Origin of the sequence: Tissierella sp., assembly GCF_032104385.1 — a bacterium.
Lineage (GTDB): Bacteria > Bacillota > Clostridia > Tissierellales > Tissierellaceae > Tissierella.
Genome location: NZ_DAMCHJ010000022.1, coordinates 15,652 through 29,437, shown reverse-complemented (window position 1 = coordinate 29,437; position 13,786 = coordinate 15,652). Strand labels below are relative to the sequence as shown.

Genomic DNA, 13,786 nt, shown 5'->3' with positions numbered 1-13,786 from the left:
TATGATGTTGCAAGTAGATATTACTTCCTTGGTATGAATGGAGATTTCTAAAATCATAACAATTCTATCATATTTTTTGATTTTTCCATTTACCTGAACTATAGAAAGTATTATATTTATTAATTAATACTCAACATTTGCTAATAAATTCTGTACTTTTTATCAAAATCGTAAATACTTCCTTTAATGTATAATCCGTACTATTATTACATAATCTCTCATAAGATATGATTGCTATATATTTTATAGATATTACAACATATTTATATTTTAATATATGCTTATCTATTTTAAAATACAATTTTAAAGATTCTATAAACATACCATAAAGAATATATATTATGTTTCGGTTTTTATGAATTTGACAAAGGTTGGAATGAACGATTACCAACATTCACTATATTTAACCTGTTTTTATCAAAATCATTAACAGCCTTTCTGGCGAGATGCACTAGTAGGTAAATTTGTAACAGCTAAAATATACCCACAGAATATATTGATATATCATAATAATATTAAGGTGGCAGAACATATTAGAAATTATGGAATTCATACATGGAATATAGAGATATAGCATTATTTAAAAACATTAAAAAAGAAGCCTGTAGCAATTCACTCAAGCACAGCCATGCACCAAATGAATCCCAGACTTCAATCAATTTATAATAACTATTATACAGAAAATCCAAGGATTTCATAGAGTTAATTGAAATAATATCACAAAATGGTCTAGATAAAATAGGAAATATTATCAAAGAACTAGAAAAAGCAAGTCCTCTGGTAATAGATACCGAAAAAATAAAACTTCTATGTAATAGAAATGAAGAAAAAACTTTAGCTAATGAGAAGAAAGAGACTAGAGAAATAGAAGAACACTCCAGATTAATTAAAGATTAAAATTCTTGGAAAGGGGCTTAAGTTACAATATCTAATTAGAAATATTGAAGATGAAATTAATGAAGCAAATTTAGAAAATAAAACATATGATGCTTTTTTATGTGAAATATTAGAGAGAGAACATGATTTAAGAAAAGAAAATGGTATAAAAAGCAGAAGAGTCTATCAATGCTAAAGGATATACAGGTTCAAGCTCAAGTATGCAACTCGTATGAGAAAACTAAATAAAGTATTATCAGCATATCCATTATTTAATAAAATCTACCAACTTGTATTGAAGTTTAAGGATATTTTAAAAGGTTCAAATCCCAGCAATTTAAATTCATGGATTGAAGAAGCTAAACAATTAGAAATAAATGAAATAAATAGCTTTATAAATAGTATGAACAGAAATATTGATGCTGTCAAATTTGTACAGTACTTCTTGCTTATCACCCAAATTGTAATCAAATGAATAAATTATATACTCAGAAGTGGCATGTTCTGCAACATCGCGTAGTATAAGAAGATCTTCTTCGGCATCATCATATATTGCTACATATATACGTTTATTAATTTTTTCTACAGCAAGATTTCGAGTAGATGCAGCACTTGGTTCGTCCCAGTATTTAATGCTTCCATTAGATAAGTTTATTTTGCCTACTATTAAACTTCTTTCTTTCACAGCCAAAAAAAAATATTGTGTCATCAACAGGTACTATGTAGTTAACTGCAAAAACGTCTTCTGTCAGCATTGTATCAGAGCCTGTTTCCAAGCTATACACATAAATTTGATCACCAGTTCTTTTTCTTTTAAATGAATCATTATTTTTCTCTTTTACATAATATACTGAATGTGTTTTTTTATCATATACACCCAACGGATACTGTGTATTGTCAGGAAAACTAAATATTTCTGAAATCTCTTTACTTTTTAAATTATATTCATATATCGTAGCCCCATACTTAGCATAATCATTCTTTTCGTCATAAGTTGTCGTATACTGCGTAGTAATACTAATATAATCATCGATTTGTTGTGTCTTGTATGAGTTTACACCGATAAAAATAGCTGCTGATATTAATGTAATTGCACTTATCATAGTAAATATTTTTGCTTTCATTTTAAAGTTTTCTACTAAAAACATAGAGTACAAAGAATACACCCTATGTTTTTTAATTTTGTCATATATGAAATAGTTGCTTTTATTTGGAAATGACAGACTCTTACTATATTTTTATCCAAAATATAAATCATTAGGATTTTGTGCCGTTCCGTTAAACCATTCAGGATTGTTCCATCTCCAAATATCCAATACTGGTTTAGTTCCACCCATTATATCTCTCTTTTTCATACTTTTAATAATAGTTCCTGAGCCATTTGTGTCCGATGAAAGAACAGTAACTGTCAAAGTTGTACCGTACGCAGCATCTCCTATTTTTAATTTATTATTTTGTGTACCAATTCTATCACCATAATAAGACCTGTGAAGGGAAAATACTTCCTTGTGTGGCTTCAAAACGAGAAAACTCTGAAGAATCACTTACATATCTTCCATCTGCCAAAAAACCATTTACTAAATACTGATCAATATCACTAAATTACTTGTAATTACCTCGAACACGTATAAGTTCACCTGCACTACCATACTGAGCTACAGCTCCCTTATATGCTATATAATAATCATGATATTTATATACAGGTAAGCTTTGGACCGTTTCTTGAACCATCTCATGCATTTTATTAAATGTTTCGGGATCTTCCTCAGCTAAGTTTCCACCAATTTCAACAGCCCTTTATTATAGTAGAAACAGGAGCTTATTTTAAAGAGCAGAACTTAGTTAGGAAAGGACAAATCCCTCACAGGTCGTGTTACGACTTCCACATAGGTTGGATCAGAAATTTGATATAAATATGCAAAAAAGGTAGGTCTTGCGTATTAGTACCCCCATTAAAACATCTACCCTTTTATTTGAAAACATTGCCAATCATTGAGTTTGTCCAGTTTATAACTTCTAAAAATAATTGTTGAAACTTTTCTTCAACGATACTATAACTTTCTTTATTAATAATTCCTGGACTATCATCTTGATCATTTATGGGTACATCACTAACAATACACAATGATCCCGTAGGGATTCCCTTGTCCAACCCAACCCCAAATATAGCCGCTGTCTCCATTTCAATACCTATTACATTGTATTGAACCATGTTCTTTAACTCTGAAATATTCTCTTTGAATCTAGCTGCAGTAGTAAATACAAGACCATCAACTAGCGTTACCTTAGATTCGAGGTATGATCCTATATTTTTAAATAATTTAATATTTGCCATTGCAGGAATTTGTTCTGGAAGATAATATTTTGTTACTCCTTCACCCTTGATTCCAGCAATAATATTTATAACATCTCCAACTTTCAATGAATTAGTTAGGGCTCCAACAGTTCCAATACGCAATAATAAATTAATATTAAAACCTATTAAAAACTCTGCATTTGATGCAGCATTTGATGCACCAGAACCAGTTATAATATAAAATTCGTGTATATCTTTGTACCTTATCCTTATAACTTTTTGATATTCATAATATAGAGTTAATTCCTTAAGTTCATAATCAGGTTCTGATTTAAAAAATTCTTTAACCTTATTGTACCAGCTAATATTTTCTAAAATAATTCCGCATTTAATTTTCATAATGCCCTCCACAAATCAAATTGTTTAAATACTGATAAACTAGATACCATATAAATAGCTTAATCATTATTTATATGCTCAAAAGTCAGCGATTTTTTATATAATTTAGTTATGAATTTCTGTAGATAATATATTATATTGTTTTTCACCTTTTGAAATGGAATTATATAATCGCTCTTTGAAACTTTTAATTTTGATAATATTACCATGATCCTATTTAATAGGCAATTTCTCCTACTAGTCATATCTAAATAATAAGAATCATAAACAACCTTTCCCACAATTCCGGCAATATCCTTTTCGAATGTTGCCCAATCGTAGGATGTTCCGTTATCTCCTTTTGTAATAATATGATTTTCATCATGAAAAATCAACCTATGGCATACCAATTCTCCCGTATCAAATATTATTACACAGATGTCTCCCGCTTTTAAATCACTTATTTGGCAATTTGATATAATTAGCTTAACCTTTCCCATAATAAATGGCTCCATACTTGTAGTATTTTCGTCTGAAAAAAGACTGATATCCCTATTGCCAATAATATCTTTTATATAATAGCTATAGCCCATTATCATCCCTCCGTAGACATATGACTATTTTAGTTTTTCTTTCATCTTGGTTAAAAATATTGCCAAAACTTCTTAGGCTATTCACCCTTCATTTTTTCCAGCATTTCCCTGAATATAACAATGCATCCTATAACTTGCTTGACATTCATTACTATTTCATTATCTTCCTTTTTAATAATAAGATTTTTATTATTATCATCAAGCTTTATAAGCATGTCCAAGTTTTTATATTCCAATATTATCACTCCTCCCTATACCTAAGCATAATATACACCAAGGATTATAACCTTTATCTAGCTTCAGTCCATTAATTATTACATCCTTTCTAATTGCCCCTATAAAGCATGTTCCCAATCCCATTTCATGTGCAGCAATAATGATGTTCTGAGCAGTAATGGTTGAATTTTGGCAGCTAAATATATTGACAAATTCTCCATTATAATTATCTTCGATAATTGAATCGTTACATCCAATTAGAAAAATATGCGGAGCCTTTAAAGCATGTTCTTGATAATAAGCCCCTTTATAACAGATACGTTTTTCATCGTTATTGCTTATCTCCTTAATAAAAACACACTCTAGCCCTCCTGAAACAGGCCCACTATATCCGATATCCATTAATACCTTAATTACATCTTGGTCAAGGTTAAATTCCAAGTAATCCCTAATACTTTTTCGTGAATAAAAATTATCTCTTACATCATATAAATGGTTCCGCATTTTTCAACCCTTCTTTTTAATAATTTGAAAATAAAAACAGATGTAATCATCAAAATAATTACATACAAGAAAATCAAGACCAATTCCTTAGTTGGATCCAATATAGTGGTACTCCTTAAAATAGAATGCCTAATTAAATCAAATACATAAGTTGTTGGTAAAACCTTCGAAATCATTTGTATTTTTGGCGGCAGAACAGAAATAGGAAATGTAATTCCACTTAATAATGGTACAGCTCCAGTTATTAAAAACACAAAAGAATCCACCTGTTTTATACTCAGAGTAATACCACACATAATTATCCCACCACAGATCGAAATAGCTAATAATAGCAATACTGATAAAGCCAGCAATGGAAGACTATAAACACTAAAACTTATATTCAAATATATAAATATAAACTTTAAAATTATTGTAGAGCCGATGGTATATAATATTGCCTTTATTAAACTAAAGAATATCCACCCTAGTATCAGGTTAAACTTTTTTATGGGTGTAACCCATATTTGCTCCAAAGTGCCCATCCACATTTCCTTAGACAATACATATCCTGTTTGCTCTTGTATAGAATTAAATATAGAAAAAACAACCCCAATGCTAATGAAAACAAAATAGTTTTTTGTTCCAGTTGCTTTCTCAAAACTTTCAATATGGTTAGATGACATTAGATATATTGCTAGCAATATGGCTGGTAACATATTAATTACAGGTAATATTATCTCAAATATTATTTGCATCGGGTACCTAACTAGGAAAAGTAACTCCTTCTTTAAAAATACATATGCCTTATTAAACATATAAAACATCCCCACTTTCAAGCACTTTCTTCTTAAAATAATAAAATACGGAAACAGCAATTGCATTCAATACCAATCCGTAAATAAATATATATATTAATTCACTATATATTGCTGAAAAAGATGCAGAATCAATTATGACTCGTCTAAATGTATAAATCATTTTTTCAAAAACTATGAATCTACTTATTTCCCCTAAATTATAAGGCAAGAGAGTTATAGGTTGACTTACACCACTAAAAATTAATAGGACTCCAGTTACAACCTGTAAAAATGCAAATACTTCCTTAAATTTTATTACTATTCCAGATATTATATATGAGAATCCAAAAACAGCTGGCATACTAATTATTAGCACAAGTACTATTAATATATAATTGATCTGACAGTCAAAAACATATCTAATTAATAGTACACCTACAAACAATGTTAAACTATTAATTCCAAGCGTGACTATACTCTTTCCTACCATAATATAAATCAGATTGGAAGGAGATATTAAGATTTGCTCCAGTGTACCTATTTCTTGTTCCTTCCTTAAAGAAAGACCTACGGTCCACAATGCCTGGGAAATATACATCCAAAATAAACTTCCAGATAAAATCCACAAATACTGCGCTCGATCAACATCGTAGGTTTTTGTAATATAAAACAATGGTAGCAAGGAAAAAGCAGTGGCGATTATGGTATAAAATAAATTCAGCGGATATCTCTTTAAAATAAAAAACTCTGACTTTGCAGCTGCTAATATATGCCTCATACTAAATAACCCCTTTTTCAAAATAATTGGAAACTATATCCTCCAAAGTAATCCCTTTTACTTCTAAGGAAACTATTTGGCTTTGAGAAATTAATAAGCCGATAATTTGTTCCGTATATGTATTGCTAGTCCTTATTTGATATGTGAAATGGCTGTCAGCAGTTAATTTATTTATTATCCCAAGATTTGAAATCTCCTTTTCCATATTATCATCCATCTCAGATTTTAATTTAAATTCAATCACTTCTTCTACTTTATTTTTTTTCTTCAAATGGTCAATTGTTCCCTCTTCAACAATTCTTCCCTCTTTTAATATACCTACTACGGAACATAGCTCCTCTGCTTCATGTAAATAATGGGTAGTTAATAATATGGTTAAACCCAATTCTTCATTTAGCCTTTTTAAGAGCTTTCTATATTCAAATCCTACTTGTATATCCAATCCAACTGTTGGTTCGTCCAAAATTAAAACTTCAGGATCATTTATTAAGGATTTAGCTATTAGTAATCTTTGTTTCATGCCTTTAGAATAGGTTTCAACTAAATCCTTTTTATGTTCTCCTAACCCCACATAATCCAAATATATTTCTATATTTTTCTTAAGTTTTTTCTTTGGTACATTATATAAAGTACCAAAAAACTCTAAGTTTTCTTCCGCAGACAGTTTCCAATATAGTGAACGGTCTCCCCCCATAACTACCCCTAATCTAGACTTAATTTCTTTCTCATGTTTATCGTAGCTCATTCCAAATAATTCAACCGTTCCCTGATCTGGTAATAAAATACCTGTGATTAATCTAATAAGGGTGGTTTTACCTGCTCCATTAAGCCCTAATAAGCCGTAAATCTCTCCTTTTCTTATTTTAATATCTAAGTTATTAAGTACATCATTTCTTTTTACAACTTTAATCCATTTCCTTTTGATATATGATTTATGTATATTTGTGCAATTAATTATCATATCCATCTTATTCCTCCTCTCTAATCAATGATTTAGACATAGATTAATGTCTAAATCATTGATTTTATTTGTTTTCTAAATTTCCCATTATTTTCGTATATTTCCGCTAAACATTTTGAATCCTTACTACACATTTTTAGTATCACACTGTTTTCCCAGATATTAATTAAATTATCTTCAAATACATTACCTAATCTTATTTTAAATTCCCCACATGGTTGAATATCTCCATTAGCTGCTATGGCAAAGAATAATCCACAATTTTCACTAACTCTTTTTATTTCAACTTCTTCATTTATATCTAATTCCTCTTCAACCAAAGCAGCTCTGCCCACTAGCTTGAGTTTTCTTATAATATGAGGGATGTTTTCCAATTTTAATTCTTCATTCAACTTTCTTATGGATGCTTCATTTTCATCTGTTATTACCGAAGATACTGATACTCCTATACTACTACTTTTTACTACCTCAATACTCTTTCTAATGGCACTATATGCATTGCCTCCCATTATACTATTATTCATATCTGGATTCCCTCCATGCAAGCTAATTTGAATCCATTTAACTCCTAACTTTTCAAGTAATTTGATATTATCTGCATTGATAAAGGTTCCATTAGTAGTCAGAGTAACTTCCAGTTTTTGTTCCCTGAGTTCCTTAACAATATGAAAAAACAATGGATGACTCATGGGTTCTCCACCACTTAATGATACATATATGCATCCAACTTCCTTAATTTTTCTTGCTACTTCTTTTATTTTGCTAATATCAAGGTTTTCAAAATCCTTTTGATTAGTGCAATTCATACTACAAAATGAACATTTTAAATTACAATAGTTTGTTATATTCCATTCGCAGCTAACAGGTCGCTTCATCTGTCTCTACTCCTTTCCAGCACAGCGGATCAGATGCGTCTATCTCTCCAGTTGTAAGATATGCACTAGCCCTACATCCGCCTCTGCACTCATCCAGTATGTCACAGGAATTACATTTACCTTTTAACTGCGTAACTTGTCTCCATATGGAAAAACCTTCGCTTTTATTCCAAATGTCTTTCAAACTATCCTTCCTAATACTTCCACATATCCAATTTTCATCAGTTAAAATCCCACAGGCTGTCACATCTCCAAATGGATTAATATTTACATTACATGTGCCTGCACCACAATTATTAGTTAAGAAAGAACTTTTTCCAGTATTAAAACTTTTTTGTCCAATTATGCTGGGAATAAAACATGGTAATATTAAATTAAATTTCTTCTGCTTGATAAGCGGATGATTATAAAGTTTATCAATTATTTTCTTTATCTCATTTAAATCAACAAATAACTCATCTAAATTATCAACAGCATTGCCTTGTGGTAGTAGAAATTGCAATCTCATATTTGGTACTCCAATGCCATTTAGAAAATCAATTAATGTATATAGATCATCAACATTCTTCCTATACACCAAAGTAGCTATTGAAACAGGCACTCTAGCATTTATCAGATGGTTAATTGCCTCTATAGTTTTCAAAAAAGTATTTTTCCCCCTAATAAACTCATGTTGTTCCTCGTTAAAACCGTCTACGCTAACTTGTACTCCTCGTATTCCTATGTTTTTCATCCTTCTAGCTGCATATTCATCTATATATAGCCCATTGGTTGCTACAGTTGTGATGATATTTTTTCTACAAATATATTCCGCTAATTCAAAGAAATCTTTTCTGATCATAGGTTCTCCACCGGCAAATTGAAAAGATATTACCTTTAAATCCGATAGTTCATCAAATAGCCTTTTAGCTTCTGATGTTGTTAGTTCTTCATTTATGCTATCATTATTATTTCTGCTCCCAAAGCAGCAATGCAAACATTTTAAATTACATCTATAAGTAGCATCCCAACAAACATATAGTGGACTGGAAAAAAATTTATTCATCTAACAAACCTTCCTTTTTTGCACCTACAATAAATTCTTCAAAAAACTCTTCTATTTCTTCCCCAAGGCTATCTGGATATAGGCACTTTAATTCTTCTATAATCTGCCTTTTTGTTTTATTATTTAAACGTCTCACTATTTCATTAGCAGATTCATTTAACTCGATTAATTTACCCTTTTCCGTATTAAAAATAACTGCATCTTCTTCTCTATAGATTAAATTCTCCTTTAATTTCATTTTCTTCAATCCCTCCAATAACATAATATAATTTCACTAAACTAACCTTCTTCATTCATATATACGATAAATATTACTTACAAACTTGTGTATCTACATGTTTTTTAAAAAGCAAGAAAAAGATATATATTTATGAATCTTTTCATTTGGACTTATATCAAACTATCAAGTTTATGTTAACATAACATAAAAACAAACGCATAAGCTGTCAATTTTTAACATGCAATTTGGTAGTAGCAGGTCAATTTTCCGTACCTGCCACTACATTATAAATTGCTTTACTACATTTCTAGTTAATTGTAGTTGCACCACAACCCGTCTTGCTCATGCATACAGTAATTTCTACTACTGTGAAATTTGGTTTTTGCATCTTTTGATTTTTTTTCATCTTATTTTCCCCCCCTTGAATATAGTATTATAGCTCGTCGCAAAACTCTACAACTCATATTAATACTATGTTTTTTATATTGAAATGGATGGATTACCCTCACTTTGGGTATATATTCATTAACAAGATGTATATAACTCAAAGAAAAAAGAAAGGAGAATCCTATGCCAGTTTCAGCTAAACAGTTAAATCTTTGTGATATTTCTACTAATTTTGATAAATTTTATAATCAAAATCAAAGTAATTTACTTGATTTGCTAAACCAATTTATTTAAGACTAAAAGTTATGATAAACCGCTGGCTATTAAATCTTTAATTGCTTAATCTCAATCATCTAAATATTAATTTTAAAAGTTTAGTCCAAACTTTTATTTTTCTATTCTCTTTTTTGTTAATATATTAATGTTTTTGATAATTTAAATCTAATTTTTGTAGATAGTTTTGAATTTATATTCTATAACTAACTAATATAATATTATTAATCTATATATAACCTGTTCTCCCTCATTAAAATGATACTTTATAGTTGTAAATAATAAGCTTCAAGAGAAAAAGCAAGCTATATGTTTAAAGTAATTACGTTTTTTATCGTATTGATTATATTAAGTCCCACTATATATAGTAATACTCTCATGTAAATAATAACTTTAAAAATTCGAAAATATGTATTTTAGTCCTTATAAATAATACTGAAATAGCCACTCTTCCCATATGCAATACCATTATACCACTATTTAACATTGCCTCAAGTATATCTTTCCGACAAATTCCAACGTTATGTTCCATATTTTATCGAATAAAAGGCTGATAAAATTACCACATCAAATTCCAACCAGCTCTAAACTCAGTCTCTATTCTATCAAGGATGCCAACTATTACCTTGTCTTCAAAAACTGTCATTTTCTCAATCATTCTAAAATATAAACCTATGACAAATTCGTTTGTTTTCCTATCCACTATAATCTTAACAAACTCTCTAGTATCAAATACCACAATACCAATTGAACTGTATATTGCCTTTTTGTTAAAAATCAAAACTATATATTATGCAATCATAGCACCAATAACTTCAACCCCATCAAAAATCTTTTTTCTTTTCTTGACCTCCCCAATATTATTAAAAACGATATGTTTTTCGTCATGAATAAATTTCATAACAACATACCGTTTTTGTTGATAATTAGCCATCCTACTGTCTAATTCTATTGTTAAATTTTCTGCATTCCTACCACACACTCCACATGTTATATAATCTCTAGCTAATTTTGTACCTTCTATCCCAATTAATAAGGATCCTATATAAGGAATTTTACTTTTTTCAGATATAACAGTTTCAACTACAAATCTTGATAAATCTTTCCATGTTATTCTGTTATTTCTATCATATTTTCTTATTATATCTTCTGTTTGTCTTTTTGTATAATAATCTGACACTAAAAAAGCGTATCCTCTTAGATCATTAGTTATATTTTCCCCCATTTTATAGAATATTTGCCCACCATTTCTTAATCTAACTTTATCATCAGCTCTGTAAAGTGATCGAAGACCATATTCGTTTTCAACTTTTCTTTTCAGAGCATTATATTCTTCTTCAATTATTTCTTCGTAAATATAATAATGTACCATCATATCTTGTTGTGTTAGTTGTTCTTTTATTGAAATCAAATTATTTTCTTTTTGTTTTTCAAGATTTTCCAATTTAACCTCAATACCACTATCTGCTAAAGCAGTTCCTGTAATTCCAGTAAGCAGCAAACACACAGCAATACATAAGCTAAATATTCTTTTAATTATAAAACCCCTCCTTTATTTTTTCCCAATAAAAGCATAAAACAAATCATGCCAATAAACCAAAAGAATATAGTCCATCCAGCTAAAATGCATAAATTAATATTTATCCATTTTTTAAAAATTATCTTTTCTTTTTGATCTAAAGGCTTATTGCTATCCTCCACAGGTGCAATTAGTAATATAATTATACTTAACACTATTGTAATGATAAAACAAATAAAACCATTCCAAGGAATTATTTTTATTAACCAAAGTACAGCTGTTATCATTGTAATAGAAAATAAGTAACATCTGAATGGAGTACTCGCGTGATATCCCCCTTCCTCTGTTAATTAATTATTTATTTGCTTTTATTATAACAATTTTATACTTTTATGCCATAATTTGTCATGAATTATATATTTTAATGTCATGAACTAAGAGTTTTATAAGAATAAATTATTCCAAACTTGCTTAAGCAAATGCTACAATAAGAGATGGCTGATAGTTTTATGACGAATGTTATAACCCCTAAAGACCCACACTGGGTCAATTACTCTTTTATTGTAAAAAAACAAGTGCAAATACTCAACGTCATTTATTTGATGTCTTGTATTTACACTTTTTATAGTACCAAAATGAAGTTTATATCGATCTATAATTGACCTAAACTTTGCCTCTTTATTTTCTATATTTAGTTTTAGATTTGTATAAAAATACAAATGCATTAAGATATTGATATCCTAATACATTTATAGCTTTCATTACTAAATCTTTGTATATATTATTTAGATTATTTCTTATTTGTTAAATGAATGAAATATAAATTATGTTCAGCATTTAATATATTAACCTAACCAGGCTATCAAAATAATTAATGAAAATGTAGATATAACTATACCTATTAAAGCATTAATGCCTAAATATATATTAATTTCTTTCTTTCCAACTTTATTTTGTTTATTAATTCTGGATACCAATATAGGTGGACCCAAGAAGAAAAGCATGCTAAGTATTGTTGTAATGCTTATACCTACCATTAAAGGTATAGCCAAATTATTATACAAAAAATAAGCAATATCTTGAGCATATACCCCTAATGCAATAGCTAAAAAAATGCTTCCATATAAAAGTAACCTTGCTTTATTTTTTTCTTTAACCAATATTTTCACCTCTATTAGTTTATTTTAATTATTATACGTTATACTACTGATATAAAAATAAAATCCTTAATACTAATTATCTATTTCTCGTTCAAAAATAATTTCAAATTCCATTGGTATACCATTAGAGGCATATTTTATAGGGAAAATTTGTACTAATCTCCAACCTTCTTTAGCATATTTATCAATTATCTCATTATGATTTTCTAATTCTGATACAACAAATCCTTTTGGAGCTAATTTTACATTTTTATATTGATACATAGGTTTTCCTCCTTATTAATTATAGCAGCACACTTTTCTACTTTTATGTTCATCCATAGTATATTATTCAACCATTTACTTATCAACCTAATTTTCCCATTTTTCGACCCAAGTTTCGTCTTCAAACCAGTATATGTTGTGGTCAAACTCGATTATTTCTTATTATCACAACAGTACGTCATCAGAATTATAATCTTCACATGGCTTGAGAGGTCAATAATGATGTCCTAAGTAGATATCCTCCCTGATAGTATACTAACTAGCATATGAAGAGATCTTTACAAGCTTCTGAATCTATTATTTCTACACCCTTATATTCACATATTTGTCTTAGTATTCTTTTAATACCTTGCTTATATTTCCATATATTATTTGTTTCCTATATTAAGGAACAAATATCTAAAAAATCACCAGCCGAATATGAAAGAAATTTATCCGCAATTAAAAGTTACTATAGGTAAAGCAACTATTGAAGTAACCAAAGGATTTGATCCAGATATTTTTAGAGATATTATATAGAATATATCTATCTAGTATTAGGGGCAACAAATCTTAGAAGGCTCATGATGGGTTGGTTGTTCTTGTGCAGGAAAGTTTCAATATTAATCATTTTTCAAGAAATCTATTGGTTTATAAAAAGAGGATGCGTATTTCTATGACCC

At 29.1% G+C, this 13,786-nt stretch carries 18 protein-coding genes and 3 pseudogenes; 1 reads left to right on the top strand and 20 read right to left on the bottom strand.

Features of this window, described 5'->3' with window-relative positions; all coding sequences use genetic code 11:
* Positions 1–460: 460 nt before the first annotated feature.
* Positions 461–574, top strand: a pseudogene (locus RT714_RS15985) (hypothetical protein); the annotation flags it as partial.
* Positions 575–1,243: 669 nt separating this feature from the next.
* On the opposite strand, the gene RT714_RS15035 reads toward RT714_RS15985, so the two are convergent.
* The 20 genes and pseudogenes from RT714_RS15035 to RT714_RS14940 form a co-directional block, all read right to left on the bottom strand.
* On the bottom strand, positions 1,244–1,561 hold the full coding sequence (locus RT714_RS15035; protein WP_313758722.1) for a hypothetical protein: 318 nt from the start codon (positions 1,559–1,561) through the stop codon (positions 1,244–1,246).
* Positions 1,518–2,024 (bottom strand): hypothetical protein, encoded by a 507-nt coding sequence (locus RT714_RS15030; protein ID WP_313758720.1) that lies wholly within the window; start codon positions 2,022–2,024, stop codon positions 1,518–1,520. Before RT714_RS15030 ends, RT714_RS15035 begins: the two co-directional genes overlap by 44 nt.
* Positions 2,025–2,114: 90 nt before the next feature.
* Complete coding sequence (locus RT714_RS15025) at positions 2,115–2,396, bottom strand: hypothetical protein (RefSeq protein WP_313758718.1); 282 nt, start codon at positions 2,394–2,396, stop codon at positions 2,115–2,117.
* An 82-nt stretch (positions 2,397–2,478) separates the two neighbouring features.
* Positions 2,479–2,616 carry a hypothetical protein gene (locus RT714_RS15020; protein ID WP_313758716.1) on the bottom strand — a complete coding sequence of 46 codons (138 nt, stop codon included), beginning with the start codon at positions 2,614–2,616 and terminating at the stop codon, positions 2,479–2,481.
* A gap of 229 nt (positions 2,617–2,845) precedes the next feature.
* The gene (locus tag RT714_RS15015; protein ID WP_313758714.1) at positions 2,846–3,571 is read right to left on the bottom strand and encodes a hypothetical protein; all 726 of its coding nucleotides are present in this window, start codon (positions 3,569–3,571) and stop codon (positions 2,846–2,848) included.
* A 59-nt stretch (positions 3,572–3,630) separates the two neighbouring features.
* Positions 3,631–4,143, bottom strand: a complete 513-nt coding sequence (locus RT714_RS15010; protein ID WP_313758712.1) for a S24/S26 family peptidase — start codon at positions 4,141–4,143, stop codon at positions 3,631–3,633.
* Positions 4,144–4,220: 77 nt separating this feature from the next.
* Entirely contained in the window at positions 4,221–4,379 is a 159-nt protein-coding gene (locus RT714_RS15005) for a hypothetical protein (protein ID WP_313758710.1), read from the bottom strand.
* Positions 4,369–4,863, bottom strand: coding sequence for a nitroreductase family protein (locus RT714_RS15000; protein WP_313758708.1), 495 nt, complete (start codon positions 4,861–4,863; stop codon positions 4,369–4,371). Before RT714_RS15000 ends, RT714_RS15005 begins: the two co-directional genes overlap by 11 nt.
* A complete protein-coding gene (locus RT714_RS14995) occupies positions 4,839–5,660 on the bottom strand; it encodes an ABC transporter permease (protein WP_313758706.1) in 822 nt (273 codons plus the stop codon). Before RT714_RS14995 ends, RT714_RS15000 begins: the two co-directional genes overlap by 25 nt.
* Complete coding sequence (locus RT714_RS14990; protein WP_313758704.1) at positions 5,653–6,420, bottom strand: ABC transporter permease; 768 nt, start codon at positions 6,418–6,420, stop codon at positions 5,653–5,655. The genes RT714_RS14995 and RT714_RS14990 overlap by 8 nt, the downstream gene beginning before the upstream one ends.
* Before the next feature lies 1 nt (position 6,421).
* Entirely contained in the window at positions 6,422–7,387 is a 966-nt protein-coding gene (locus RT714_RS14985) for an ABC transporter ATP-binding protein (protein ID WP_313758702.1), read from the bottom strand.
* A 44-nt stretch (positions 7,388–7,431) separates the two neighbouring features.
* A complete protein-coding gene (locus RT714_RS14980; protein WP_313758700.1) occupies positions 7,432–8,256 on the bottom strand; it encodes a radical SAM protein in 825 nt (274 codons plus the stop codon).
* Positions 8,240–9,301, bottom strand: a complete 1,062-nt coding sequence (locus RT714_RS14975; RefSeq protein WP_313758699.1) for a radical SAM/SPASM domain-containing protein — start codon at positions 9,299–9,301, stop codon at positions 8,240–8,242. Before RT714_RS14975 ends, RT714_RS14980 begins: the two co-directional genes overlap by 17 nt.
* Entirely contained in the window at positions 9,294–9,539 is a 246-nt protein-coding gene (locus RT714_RS14970; protein WP_313758698.1) for a PqqD family protein, read from the bottom strand. Before RT714_RS14970 ends, RT714_RS14975 begins: the two co-directional genes overlap by 8 nt.
* A 1,201-nt stretch (positions 9,540–10,740) precedes the next feature.
* On the bottom strand, positions 10,741–10,962 hold the full coding sequence (locus tag RT714_RS14965; protein ID WP_313758697.1) for a hypothetical protein: 222 nt from the start codon (positions 10,960–10,962) through the stop codon (positions 10,741–10,743).
* A 9-nt stretch (positions 10,963–10,971) separates the two neighbouring features.
* Positions 10,972–11,682 carry a hypothetical protein gene (locus RT714_RS14960; RefSeq protein WP_313758695.1) on the bottom strand — a complete coding sequence of 237 codons (711 nt, stop codon included), beginning with the start codon at positions 11,680–11,682 and terminating at the stop codon, positions 10,972–10,974.
* A 35-nt stretch (positions 11,683–11,717) separates the two neighbouring features.
* A pseudogene (locus RT714_RS14955) lies at positions 11,718–12,026 on the bottom strand (accessory gene regulator B family protein); the annotation flags it as partial.
* Between the two features lie 519 nt (positions 12,027–12,545).
* On the bottom strand, positions 12,546–12,860 hold the full coding sequence (locus RT714_RS14950; protein WP_313758693.1) for a hypothetical protein: 315 nt from the start codon (positions 12,858–12,860) through the stop codon (positions 12,546–12,548).
* Between the two features lie 72 nt (positions 12,861–12,932).
* The gene (locus tag RT714_RS14945; protein WP_313758691.1) at positions 12,933–13,124 is read right to left on the bottom strand and encodes a DUF4177 domain-containing protein; all 192 of its coding nucleotides are present in this window, start codon (positions 13,122–13,124) and stop codon (positions 12,933–12,935) included.
* 251 nt (positions 13,125–13,375) lie between these two features.
* Positions 13,376–13,508: pseudogene (locus RT714_RS14940) on the bottom strand (transposase); the annotation flags it as partial.
* Positions 13,509–13,786 lie beyond the last annotated feature (278 nt).